The 12,439-nt window shown below is 63.2% G+C and carries 11 protein-coding genes and 1 pseudogene; 8 read left to right on the top strand and 4 right to left on the bottom strand.

Going from position 1 to position 12,439, the window contains the following annotated elements:
- Positions 1-5: 5 nt before the first annotated feature.
- The 7 genes from B5X69_RS07190 to B5X69_RS07160 all read left to right on the top strand — a co-directional run bounded on the left by B5X69_RS07190 (position 6) and on the right by B5X69_RS07160 (position 7,531).
- Complete coding sequence (locus B5X69_RS07190) at positions 6-455, top strand: GatB/YqeY domain-containing protein (RefSeq protein WP_079638038.1); 450 nt, start codon at positions 6-8, stop codon at positions 453-455.
- Between the two features lie 55 nt (positions 456-510).
- Positions 511-2,388, top strand: coding sequence for a DNA primase (gene dnaG / locus B5X69_RS07185; protein ID WP_079638037.1), 1,878 nt, complete (start codon positions 511-513; stop codon positions 2,386-2,388).
- Between the two features lie 35 nt (positions 2,389-2,423).
- Positions 2,424-4,430, top strand: a complete 2,007-nt coding sequence (gene rpoD, locus B5X69_RS07180) for an RNA polymerase sigma factor RpoD (protein WP_079638036.1) — start codon at positions 2,424-2,426, stop codon at positions 4,428-4,430.
- Between the two features lie 439 nt (positions 4,431-4,869).
- Positions 4,870-5,154, top strand: a complete 285-nt coding sequence (locus tag B5X69_RS07175; protein WP_079638174.1) for a PspC domain-containing protein — start codon at positions 4,870-4,872, stop codon at positions 5,152-5,154.
- A 285-nt stretch (positions 5,155-5,439) separates the two neighbouring features.
- On the top strand, positions 5,440-6,111 hold the full coding sequence (locus B5X69_RS07170) for a DUF6975 family protein (RefSeq protein WP_079638173.1): 672 nt from the start codon (positions 5,440-5,442) through the stop codon (positions 6,109-6,111).
- 144 nt (positions 6,112-6,255) lie between these two features.
- On the top strand, positions 6,256-7,101 hold the full coding sequence (locus tag B5X69_RS07165) for an AAA family ATPase (RefSeq protein WP_053554883.1): 846 nt from the start codon (positions 6,256-6,258) through the stop codon (positions 7,099-7,101).
- A 4-nt stretch (positions 7,102-7,105) separates the two neighbouring features.
- Entirely contained in the window at positions 7,106-7,531 is a 426-nt protein-coding gene (locus B5X69_RS07160) for a GFA family protein (protein ID WP_079638035.1), read from the top strand.
- Here the strand turns inward: B5X69_RS07160 and B5X69_RS07155 are convergent.
- The 4 genes and pseudogenes from B5X69_RS07155 to B5X69_RS21895 form a co-directional block, all read right to left on the bottom strand.
- Positions 7,522-8,919 (bottom strand): methyl-accepting chemotaxis protein, encoded by a 1,398-nt coding sequence (locus tag B5X69_RS07155; protein ID WP_079638034.1) that lies wholly within the window; start codon positions 8,917-8,919, stop codon positions 7,522-7,524. The two genes, B5X69_RS07160 and B5X69_RS07155, sit on opposite strands and share 10 nt — an antisense overlap.
- Before the next feature lie 321 nt (positions 8,920-9,240).
- Positions 9,241-9,732 (bottom strand): MgtC/SapB family protein, encoded by a 492-nt coding sequence (locus B5X69_RS07145; protein ID WP_079638172.1) that lies wholly within the window; start codon positions 9,730-9,732, stop codon positions 9,241-9,243.
- A 1,268-nt stretch (positions 9,733-11,000) separates the two neighbouring features.
- Positions 11,001-11,705, bottom strand: coding sequence for a LysR substrate-binding domain-containing protein (locus B5X69_RS07140; RefSeq protein WP_245798671.1), 705 nt, complete (start codon positions 11,703-11,705; stop codon positions 11,001-11,003).
- An 84-nt stretch (positions 11,706-11,789) separates the two neighbouring features.
- Positions 11,790-12,050, bottom strand: a pseudogene (locus B5X69_RS21895) (LysR family transcriptional regulator); the annotation flags it as partial.
- Between B5X69_RS21895 and B5X69_RS07135 the strand changes: the two are divergent.
- Positions 12,006-12,439: pirin family protein (locus tag B5X69_RS07135; RefSeq protein WP_425441508.1), on the top strand; the 434-nt coding region annotated here is incomplete at its 3' end. The pseudogene B5X69_RS21895 and the gene B5X69_RS07135 overlap by 45 nt on opposite strands.

Below are 12,439 nucleotides of genomic sequence, written 5' to 3'. Positions count from 1 at the left end.
CACGCATGATTCGCGATGACATCAAGGCTGCGCAGGTTGCCGCGATGAAAGCGGGCGACAAGGCGCGTTTGGGCACGATCCGGCTGATGCTGGCCAAGATCAAGGATCGTGACATCGAACTGCGCACCGGCACCGCGCCCGCCGACGATGTGCTCGTCACCGATGTGCTTCAGAAAATGGTCAAGCAGCGCCGCGAATCGATCACCATGTATGAACAGGGGGGGCGGCAGGAACTCGCCGACGCCGAGGCGGCCGAGGTCGCGGTCATCGAGGAATTCCTCCCCGCCCAGCTTTCCGAAGCCGACGCGACCGCCGCAATCAAGGCGATTGTCGCCGAACTCGGCGCGACCAGCCTCAAGGACATGGGCCGCGTGATGGCGGCTGTGAAGGAGCGGCACGGATCCGAGCTCGACATGAGCAAGGCGAGCGGCTGGGTGAAGGCCGCGCTCGGCTGAACCCTCTTTCCGCACCCCGCTTGCCGGCGGGGTCCGGGGTGGGCATATCGAGATCATGACCCTCACCCCGCAATGGCTCGATGAACTGCGATCGCGTGTCACGCTGTCGACGCTGATCGGCCGCACGGTGAAAATCACGCGCGCGGGCCGTGAGTATAAGGCGTGCTGCCCCTTTCATAACGAGAAGACGCCAAGCTTCACGATCAACGACGAAAAGGGCTTTTACCACTGTTTTGGCTGCGGAGCGCATGGCGACGCGATCCGCTGGATGACCGATCAGCGCGGACTGTCGTTCATGGATGCGGTGAAGGAGCTGGCCGCAGAGGCCGGAATGGACGTCCCCGCTCCCGATCCCCGCGCAGCGAAGAAGGCGGAGGCGCAAGCGAGCCTGCGCGACGTGACGCATGCCGCGGCCGCGTGGTTTGCCCAGCAGCTTTCGAGCAGCAACGGCGCGCCGGCGCGCGAATATTTGAAAAAGCGCGGCATTTCCGATGCGACGCGCACCGCCTTCGGTTTCGGCCTCGCCCCCGACAGCCGCAGCGCGCTCAAGGAGGCCCTGGGGAAATTTCCCACCGCCATGCTGGTCGAGGCCGGCATGCTGATCGCCGTCGACGACAAGGAGCCTTACGACCGCTTTCGCGGGCGGCTGATGATCCCGATCCGCGACGCGCGCGGACGGGTGATTGCCTTTGGCGGACGCATTCTGGGAGACGGCGAGCCCAAATATCTCAACTCCCCCGACACGCCGCTGTTCGACAAGGGCCGTACCCTCTTCAATCTCGACAAGGCATCGCCCGCCTCGCGGCAGACGAACCGGATCCTCGTCGTCGAAGGCTATATGGACGTGATTGCGCTCGCTGAGGCGGGGGTTGCCGACGTGGTCGCGCCGCTTGGCACCGCGCTAACCGAAAATCAGCTCGCGATGCTATGGCGAATGGTTCCGGTGCCGATCCTTTGCTTCGACGGCGATGCAGCGGGTCAGAAGGCGGCGATGCGCGCCGCGGCGCGTGCTCTCCCGCTGCTCCGCCCCGGCTTCAGCCTCGCCTTCGCGACGCTGCCCGCGGGGCAGGACCCGGACGATATCGTCCGCGCGCGCGGTGCCGATGCATTTGCAGCGTTGCTCGGTGATGCCCAGCCGCTGGTCGAGCAGCTGTGGGCGCATGAGGTCGGAGCAGGACCGCTCGTGACGCCCGAGGAACGCGCCGCGCTCAAGACCCGCTTGCTTGGCCATGCCGACGCGATCGAAGATGCCGATGTGCGTCATCATTACCGCGAGGCCTTCCGCGAGCGCCTCGACGCCCTGTTCGCCCGAGCGCGCCCCGAGCGCAGCTCGCGCGTGCCTTGGGCGCCGCCTCAGCGAGGCACGCGGCGCTTTGCGCCCGATCCCAGATTGCAACCGCCGGGCGCCGAGACGCGTTCGATCGGGGCAGCCGGAATCGGCGCCCCCTATATGGCAGCGCTGCTCGGCGGATTGCTGCGCTATCCCGCGGCGCTGAGGCGCCACGATGAGGCTCTGGCGCGGCTCGCGATCGGCAATCCCGCCGACGCGGAATTGCTGGACGTGATGCTTGACATCGCAAACGCCCAGGAAGGGCTTGATTGCGAGGGCTTGCTTGCCATATTGGAGCCCATGAAAGTGTATAATAGGGCGATGACGTTGCTCAGAGCCGACGGAATGCACTTCTCGTTCAACCGACGGCTGGAAGACGGCGAAGAGGCCGCCGAGGCGCGTGAAACCGCGCTTCGCGATCTCGATGAATATATCGGCGTGCTGGTGACGCAGCCCGAAATTCGTGCCCGGCTTGCCGAGGCGACCGCGGATTTCCAGCGCACCATGGATGACGAAGGTTTGGCGCGCCAGCAGAAACTGCGCGCGATGGACGAGGATTTGACCCGCCGCCTGGCCGCGCTGTCCGACAGCAGCCGGGACTGACGACCCACTTATTTGCCCGCAGGCAGGATTGATAGATGGCCACCAAGAACACCGCCGAAACCGACGCTCCGCTGATTGACCTTAACGAAGCCGACGTCAAAAAGCTGATCGCGCGCGGCAAGAAGCGCGGCTACCTGACCTATGACGAACTGAACGCGGCGCTGCCGCAGGATGAGATGTCGTCGGAGCAGATCGAGGACATCATGTCGGCGATCAGCGACATGGGCATCAACATCGTCGAGAGCGACGAGGATGTGCAGGAAGAGGCCGAGCAGGACGCCGATGAGGAGGTCGACGTCAGCGCCGGCACGGGCTCGGTCTCCAACCCCGCGATCGAAAAGAAAAAGGAAACGGTCGATCGCACCGACGATCCGGTTCGCATGTACCTGCGCGAAATGGGGGCGGTCGAGCTCTTGAGCCGCGAGGGCGAGATTGCGATTGCAAAGCGCATCGAGGCGGGCCGCGACACCATGATCCTTGGGCTTTGCGAGAGCCCGCTGACCTTCAATGCGATCATCGAATGGTCGAACGCGCTCAACAATGGCGACATGCAGCTGCGCGAGATCGTTGATCTGGAAGCGATGCTGACCAAGGATCCCGCTCCTGAAAATCTCGAAAATGAGGAAGAGGACGACGGCGAGATCAGCGAGAAGACCGCCGGCGTCTCGTTCAAGGACGAGGATGAGGTCGAGGAAGAGCCCGAAGCCGACGAAGATGACGAAGACGGCGGCTCCGCCAAGAAGCGCGAAAGCTTCGAGGATGACGACGAGGACAATACGCTGAGCCTCGCGGCCATGGAAGAATTGCTGAAACCCGACGCGCTTGAGAAATTCGCCGCGATCACCAAGAGCTTCAAGGCGTTCCAGAAGCTACAGGAGGCGCGTCTTGAATCGCTGTCGGCGGGCGAGGAATTTCCCTCCACGTCGGAGAAGAAATATCACAAGCTGCGCGAGGAACTCACCGCGCAGGTCGAGAGCGTGCAGTTCCACGGCACCAAGATCGAATATCTGGTCGACCAGCTTTACAGCTACAACCGGCGCCTGACCGCGCTGGGCGGGCAGATGCTGCGCCTCGCCGAGCGCCACAAAGTGCCGCGCAAATCCTTCCTCGATCATTATGTCGGACGCGAGCTCGAAGAAAATTGGCTCGACGAGGTCGGCAAGATCGACAAGAAATGGGCCGCCTTTGCCGAGAATGAGGCGGCCGCCGTCGATCGCATTCGCGTTGAGATTTCAGAGATCGCGCAGGCGGCGGGCATGAGCCTGACCGAGTTTCGCCGCGTCGTGAACATGGTCCAGAAAGGCGAGCGCGAGGCGCGTATCGCCAAGAAGGAAATGGTCGAGGCGAACCTGCGCCTCGTGATCTCGATCGCGAAGAAATATACGAACCGCGGCCTGCAGTTCCTCGATCTCATCCAGGAAGGCAATATCGGGCTCATGAAGGCGGTCGATAAATTCGAGTATCGCCGCGGTTACAAATTCTCGACCTACGCCACCTGGTGGATCCGGCAGGCAATCACCCGCTCGATTGCGGACCAGGCTCGCACGATCCGCATCCCGGTCCATATGATCGAGACGATCAACAAGCTGGTGCGGTGCAGCCGCCAGTTCCTCCATGAATCGGGCCGCGAGCCGACGCCTGAGGAAATGGCCGAGCGCCTGTCGATGCCGCTCGAAAAGGTCCGCAAGGTGATGAAGATCGCCAAGGAGCCGATCAGCCTTGAAACTCCGATCGGGGACGAGGAAGACAGCCACCTTGGCGATTTCATCGAGGACAAGAATGCCGTCATTCCGGTCGATGCGGCGGTGCAGTCGAACCTCAAGGAAACGGTGACCCGCGTTCTCGCATCGCTGACGCCCCGCGAGGAACGCGTTCTGCGCATGCGCTTTGGCATCGGCATGAACACCGACCATACGCTCGAGGAAGTCGGTCAGCAGTTCAGCGTCACGCGCGAGCGCATCCGCCAGATCGAGGCGAAGGCGCTCCGCAAGCTGAAGCATCCAAGCCGCAGCCGAAAGATGCGCAGCTTCCTCGACCAGTAGCCGCCCCTTCCGGCCTTTTGTTCGTGCCGTGCGGGCCGAGACGCCCTCTTCCTTCCGCTGATCGCGGATCAGAAGCCTCTTTCGCCCGCACTCGCTTGAGCGGGAATGAGGGATCGCGTCCGCCATTCATCGAACAGTAACGGCGGCCGGTCTAACCGGTCGCCGCTTTGCCCAACGGTGGATTTAAGAAGATCGCCCTCGCCCGCGCGCGGCGGCATCTTCTCCCCCTGCCCAAGGCTCTAGCCATGAAAAAATTACAGGACTGATGGCGTAGTTTCCCGATCGATAGGAAAATTTCCCCCGAGGTTCCGCCGCCCACAGGGTGTCCCGAAAGTCAATCGGACGGAAAATCAGGCATTAGCGAATTTGGCACGCCCCTTGCGAAGCTCGGGATATGAGCATCGGGGAATACCCCGCAGCCAAGAGGAAAGACAATAAAATGGACAGCGAAACCACCAATCTCTTCCGCCGCCGCGACACGTTTTTCGGGATCTGCGAGGCCGTGGGCCAGGACTTTGGCTTCAATCCGCTTTGGCTGCGCCTTGCCTTCGTCGCGCCGCTCTTCTTTTTTCCGATTGAGACTTTTGCAGCCTATGCCCTGCTCGGCGCCATTGTCCTTGCCTCGCGGCTGATCCATCCGCGCACGGTGGCAGCGCCTGCCGCGGTGACGGCACAGCCGCAGTATCCGATCGAGGAAGACGCGGGCCTGGCGCTCGCCGCCTGACTTCAAGCCGGGCGCGGCGGGCTTCCCTCTCCCCGCTTGCCGCCCCGGCCCCCGCGGCCCCGCCATCCACGGGCCGCATGAAGGGACCGGCGCGCCCCTTGTGGGCCTGCCGGTCTTTTGCTTTTTGCACCGTCCCGCTTCGAGACGCCGTGAAGGCAAACGCTTCACCGCATTTCCGGACCGCTCATAAACGCTCCGTTTACGACGTTATTCTATGACAGGACCACGCGGTGAGATCGCGAAAGGAAGAGGCCCTGCCTCTGCGTGACAAGCAAGGATGAGCTGTTGAGCCAGTCGACCCAGCCCCGGACCCAGGCGCGCAGCGTTGCCGAGCTGCTCGACACGCTCGTTGCAAGCGATGGCACCGGCGCGCATCCCTATGTGAGGTCGGGGGCGCTCGCTACGGGTCCGGAGGCCATGCGCAATCTTGCCGACGCCGTGCATTTCCTTTGCTTGCTTCACGGTCGCTATCCGGGCGTGATCGACAGTGCGGCACGAAAGGCGGTCGACCCGGCTTCGCGCCGCTGGATGGACGAAGCGGCGCAAGCCTTCGCCGAAGAGCGCAGCGTTCTCTCCGCGATTGCCGCGGCGGCAGGCCCGATGCCGAGCACCCATGGCCAGGATCAATGCGAGGCGGCGGTGGCCGCGCAGCGCCGCGCTCTCGACATGCTCGCCGAATCCGATCGTCACGGCTGTGCGGTCGGCGCTGCGGTGGCGCTGACGCTCGATTGGCGGACGATCCGCGTCCTGCTCGATATCAGCGCGCAGCGGCTCGACCTCCCCGCCCGCCGCTGCACCCTCCCCGACCTGCGCGATACGGCGCGGCTCGCCAATCTTGTGGCCGATACGCCGGCGGCCGAACGGGCGATCGCCTTTGGCGCACAGCAGCTTATTACCCAGCATAGCGGCCTTTGGGACCTGCTTGCCGCGCGGGCCGAAAGCCGCACGCACGCTTGAGCCACGCCCGGGCGGCAGGAAGCCTCGACCAGCCATGGGGTTCCGCGCAGCAGTGCGCTCCGACGCCAACCGCTTGCACCTCCCCTTCACCCCCGCTATGCCGATCCCAGTTGACGTTCACGTTAAGGGAAAGGCTGCGCGACGATGCGTTTCGAAGGAACCAGCGCCTATATCGCCACCGACGATCTCAAGGTCGCGGTCAATGCCGCGACGATGTTGCGCCGTCCGCTGCTGGTGAAGGGCGAGCCCGGCACCGGCAAGACCGTGCTCGCAGAGGAAATCGCCAAGGCCTTCGACGCCCCGCTCATTACCTGGAACATCAAGTCGACGACCAAGGCGCAGCAGGGCCTTTACGAATATGATGCGGTCGCGCGGCTGCGCGATGGGCAGCTTGGCGAGGAACGCGTCCACGACATCCGCAACTACATCAAGAAGGGCAAGCTATGGGAAGCCTTCACCTCCCCGAAGCTGCCCGTGCTCCTGATCGACGAAATCGACAAGGCTGACATCGAGTTTCCGAACGACCTGCTCCAGGAACTCGATCGCATGGCGTTCCACGTCTATGAGACCGACGAGACGATCAGCGCGAAGGAGCGCCCAATCGTCGTGATCACCTCGAACAATGAGAAGGAATTGCCTGACGCCTTTTTGCGCCGCTGCTTCTTCCATTATATCAAATTTCCCGACCGCGACACGATGGCCGAGATCGTGGAGGTTCACTTCCCCGGCATCCAGAAGACGCTGGTCAGCCGGGCGATGGACATTTTCTACGACGTCCGCGAGGTGCCGGGGCTCAAGAAAAAGCCGTCGACGAGCGAACTGATCGACTGGCTGAAGCTGCTTCTCGCCGAGGATATGCCGCTTGAGGTCCTGCAGAACCGCGACGTCGGCAAGGCCATTCCGCCGCTTCACGGCGCGCTTCTCAAGAATGAGCAGGATGTGATGCTGTTCGAAAAGCTCGCATTCATGGCGCGCCGGCAGGGCGCCTGACGCGATGGAATATAGCGGCCGCTGCGCGTGCGGGGCGGTCGAAATCCGCATCCTCGGCAAGCCGCTCGCCGTGCGGCAATGCTGGTGCCGGCATTGCCAGCAGATTGCAGCGGGCGGACCAACGCACAATGCCGTTTTCCGGGCCGCCGACATCGGCATCGAAGGACCAACGGCGAGCCACGACTATGTCGCCGACAGCGGGAACATACTGACCCGCACCCATTGCCCGGCATGCGGTACGCCGATCCTGGGCGGTTCCTCGGCCCGGCCGGACATGCGGGCGGTGCGCCTCGGCGTACTCGACGAGGCGCACGGGCTCAGACCCACGATAGCCATCTGGACAAGCGAGGCGCCGCCTTGGGCGCTTCTCGATCCGGCGTTGGAGCAGTATCCGCAGCAGCCCCCAGCGCCGCCAGCGCCTCAGAGCTGATAAGCGACCTCGACGTCGCCCCAGCGGCGGCCGTTGATCACCGCGGGCATATAGACGTTGCGCACCGTCACATAGTTGGTGCCATCGCCCTCCTGGCGATAGACCGCCATGAAGAAGGGGGCATTGCTGCGCTTGGCCGCAGCGTCGGTCTCATCGAAAAGAATGCGGCCGTTGCGGCAATGCGCGGTGTCGTGCTCGATATCGCCCGTGGGCGCGCGCGAGCAGTCGGTGATGTGGGTCGGCAGAAAGCCGTTCATGTCGCCGGCCGACGACATGCGCACCTCGGGATGCTCGGTGACGATACGATCGAAAAGCGGACGCCAGTGGCGGTCGGCCCAGTCGCTCAGCGTCGTACGGAAGCGTTCCGGGTTCGATCCTGGAACGCGGACGTAGTCGGTGTCGAACAATTGCTCCATCGACAGTTCGCCGCGCGCAAGCGCATTTTCCGCAAGCGCCACGAACTCGTCGCGCACCTTCGCCGCGAGTTCGGCGACCGCCGAATCGCGCGGCGACACGCCCGCCGAAATCACCGCATTGAACATCCGGTTCGACACATTCTCCATTGAGAGAATGGAGTCGCGCGTTCCCTCCAGCGTGGCGCTATTGTCGCGCACCGACGTCACGACGCGGTCAAGCGCCTCGCGGACGCGCGCACCATTCGCGTGCACCATCGCGCTCGACTGCGCGATGCGGTCGCTCTGGTCGTCAAGAAGCGCAACAAGGTGGGTCGCGTCATGAAGTGCATCGGTAATCGTCTCGAATTGGGCTTCAGCACGGCTCGATTGCTCGACCCCTGACTGGATTTCGGCGACCAGACCGCTCGCTTCGCTCGCAAGGCTGCCGATCGAGCGGCGGATTTCATCGGTCGCACCGCGCGTGTTCTGCGCAAGCTTCTTCACTTCAGCGGCAACAACTGCAAAGGTTCGGCCTGCGTCGCCCGCACGCTCGGCCTCGATCGCGGCATTGAGCGCGAGCATGTTCGTGGTCTTGGCGATCGACTCGATCGACTGACTCACCTGCTGCACCTGCTCCATCACCGCGGCGAAATTGGTGACATGCTGGCCGAGCCGCGCGACAAGGTCGATCACCGAGCGAAATTCGGTGACCGCGGCGTTGACGCGGTCGGCACCGGCATCGAGCTGCTCGCAGGCGCGCGCCGAAAGCAGCTTCGCTTCGTCGGTCGAATCGGCGATCTGGCGCTGATCGGCCTCGAGCGCGACGACATATTCCTCAAGCCGGCCCAGTTCGGCGATCTGGCGGTCCATCTGGTCGGTCGCGCGCTTGATGCGTCCAGCGGCGTCGCTGCACCCGACAGCGAGCTCCCCGCAATCGCTCGCAACCGACTGATCGAGCAATTGTTCCGCTGGACGGATCGGATCATGTTTCATCGGCGCCCCACAATCATTGATTGTAAGCGCTATGCCCGACAATGGTTAATGTGGTCTCAACAGATGCGCGCGACGAGGGGATGAAGGAGCGGAATAGGTACAAGTCGCGCGGCGCTTGATGCCGTGGATGGAAAGCCCCAAGCTAACGTCCGTTTCCGACGCGCGACCCGGTGCGTGCGGCTATTTTTTCGAGCGCGTCCGTGGCGCGCTTCCCCCCGCTTCGCAGACCCCTATTTATATGATGAGTGCGACGGGGCTGCAAGCTGGAACGCACGGATTTCCGCGGCTCGTCGCATTTGAATTTTAGCTGTTGAAAACCGGTCACTTTTGATCAGGCGACCGACCCGATTCACCCTCGCACCCTTCCCATCGGCGCTCAGCGATGCGCAGAAGGGTCAGCATGACAAGGCTGATGAAGCAGCCGATCACCACCAGCGGCCACTGCGCTGCGCCGCACGCAATGCCGATCACGGCCGCCAGCCACAGATGCGCGGCGGTCGTCAAATTATGCACTTCGCCGCGACTGAATACGATCAGCCCGGCACCGATAATACCGATGAACCCCCCGGTCGCCTCGAAGATACGGAGCGGGTCCATCCGGTCCCCGCTGCCCAGTTGGCCATAGAGCGCAAGCACCGATACCGTCATCATCGCGGCAGAAAAGCAGATAAGCCCGTGTGTGCGAAGCCCGGCTGCATGGCCACGAATCTCGCGGTCGAGCCCCAGAAACAAGCCCAGAAGCGCCGCGACGCCCAGTCGCGACAGCAGGTCGAAATCGACCCAGTGCACCAATGTCGGCGGATTGAGTTCCATCGCTTCCATAGCGCAGGGGAAGAAAAAGGGTTCCGGCCGCTGGAACCAGAGGATGGCTGCGGGCAGGAGAAAAGGAGCGACCGGTTCCCCCGGCGGAAATGGCACGCTTTGAGAAGCGTGTTTGCAAACCAGATCCCAGACGAATCGGCGAGTTGGGAGATTATTCAGCACGTCAGCCTCAACGGGGCTGTCGCGCCCGATGACCTTGAAGATAAGGACAGGCCGCCTCTCCCGGGACGGTCTCGCGACCGCGCGGAGGCCTTGCCGAAGCTCTTCAGATCCAAGACAGCGCGGCAAAAATTATGCGGCCTTCCCTTTTCATTCCGCTTTTCGCTTGAAGAGTGGGTTGGGCTTGCAGAGCAAACCGGGACTCGCCATGTCGGCGACACCCCGCTCCTGGCGGGACCCACATCCCTCGATCGCGCCCCAATCCCGCGGTTCGGCTCGTCGTGCCGCGTTGTTTGGAGTAGAAGCTCTTCAACCCGCGGCGAGCTGTCTCGCGCAGTCAACGTCGAGCGCGCAGTCTACACACCAAGTGCGCAGCAGGTTCGGGCACCAATCGGCTGTGTCGATGACCTCTTGCCACATTATAGATCCTGGCCTGGCTCACTCCAGACGGCGCTGGGCGCGGCGGAATACCGGCTTCAGATTGGATGATATGACGCCCTATCCGGATGAGACGACGCGCCGCTGCTGCGAAGATATGGCGGAGGCGACGGCGGCCGGTTATCGCAGCAAGGCTGCGATGCCCCCGGTTGACGATGCATGGCGGGAACGCCTCAAATTGAAGCTGCGCGCCGTCGTTCCCCGAAGATGGGCGACATTTGATTCCGGACATACTCGTATCGCGGACATCGTTCTCCGTCTCCTTTGCCAGTTGGAAGCCAAGCGCGCTTTGCCGGGTGCACGGCCCTCTTCGCGGCGCGACCGTTCCCTTACTATCGCAGCTGACTTTCGGATCGGACGGCGAGTTCGGGGTCGCGCACGGGGACGATTATATCCTCAGCGAGCAACTGATCTCGGCCGCCGGTCTACAGAGGCGGAAACAGCCCTTTGGCATCGCTCGCGATTGTTGGTTTCTCGTCCGAACATCAAAGCATCTATCTCTGATTGACGAACCGCCTGCGGCTGACCTTGTTCGCCCGCAAGAGGCCGGAAACGGTTCCTTTAAGAGCGGGCGCCCAGAGTGACGAAGCTCAGCTGACCGATAATCGCCCTTTGAAGTCCCGGAGCTCCGATTTTCAACTCTTCGCGAGTCAAGCGGAACGCTATGACGCTATGTTACCGGCGGCGCGGCGCTGCATCGCGCATTCGCGATCGAGAAAGTCGAGCAGGGCACGAATGGAGGGCAGCAGGCCTCGCCGCGAAGGAAACACCGCATGGACAATGCCGGCGCGAGGCCGCCAGGCCGGCAGCACATGGACAAGCCGCCCGGCTGCTATATCTCTCCAGATCATCATCGTAGGAAGCTGAACGACGCCCACGCCAGCCATCGCGGCTTCGCGCAATGCCGCCATGTCATCAGTAACGAGACGCGGCCGGTGCGGAATGACCGCCTCCTGACCATCGTCATGGCCAAGCCGCCAACAATGCTCGCGATGCGGGGGGCCGAGATCGAGGCTCGGCAGCCCAGCAAGATCGCCTGGCGATGACAGCGTCTCCGTAACCAGCGCCGGGCTAGCGACCAGATGCTGCGTGCTTTCATCAAGGCGGCGCATGACGAGATCGGTCGGCTCCAGCGGCGGGAAGCGAACACGGATCGCGATATCGAAGCCCTCGGCGATCACGTCGACGCGTCGGTTGCTGCTTTCCAGATGCACCTCGACGGCGGGGTTCTCGAGCATGAACCGGGCGATCAGCGCGCCGAACTGGAAGTTGGCGAGCGCAACCGGGCAGCTTACCCTAACGACGCCGCGCGGTTCGGCGCGGACCTGCGCGATCACCTGTTCGGCGGCCTCGGCTTCGACCAGCATGGCGACGCAGCGATCATGGAACTCGCGGCCAATCTCGGTGACGGAAAAATGGCGCGACGAGCGGTTGAGCAAGCGCACACCCAGGCGCTCCTCCAGCAGCAGGATGCGGCGGCTGAGTTTGGATTTCTGAATGCCGAGCGCGCGTCCGGCGGCCGCGAAGCCGCCGTGATCGACCGTCTGGACGAAGTAATAAAGTAGAACGCAGCGACGGGATTTACAATCTTCCGGCCCCGAGGTCGCAGATCTATTTTCGGCGTAACAGCGAGGAAGCCAAGGAGCGCCTCGCGACGGAGACAAAGCATGACCAAACAAATCCTCGGGCGTTACGGCAACAATCGCGGCCATTGGGTAGGCGACGGCTTCCCCGTTCGTTCGCTCTTTTCCTACAATTCGCTGGGCGGGCACGTCAGTCCGTTTCTGCTGCTCGACTATGCGGGTCCGCAGTATTTCGAGCCGACCACGGACCGACGCGGCGTCGGTCAGCACCCGCATCGCGGCTTCGAGACCGTCACCATCGTATATGATGGCGAGGTCGAGCATCGGGATTCCGCTGGCAATGGCGGCGTCATTGGCCCGGGCGACGTGCAGTGGATGACGGCGGCTGGCGGGATCATCCATGAGGAATATCATTCACCCGCAGAAGATGAGACAGACAATGTCGCCGCGTTCAGCGGCGGCGTGTGCGGCGTTCAGCACGGCGACGGCGTATCGGCTGGAGGCGGATATGCGGCTTC

This window comes from Sphingopyxis flava (genome assembly GCF_900168005.1).
GTDB classification, from domain to species: Bacteria; Pseudomonadota; Alphaproteobacteria; order Sphingomonadales; family Sphingomonadaceae; genus Sphingopyxis; species Sphingopyxis flava.
Note: the sequence above shows the minus strand (reverse complement) of the source record. Positions and strands in the feature narration are given on the sequence as shown.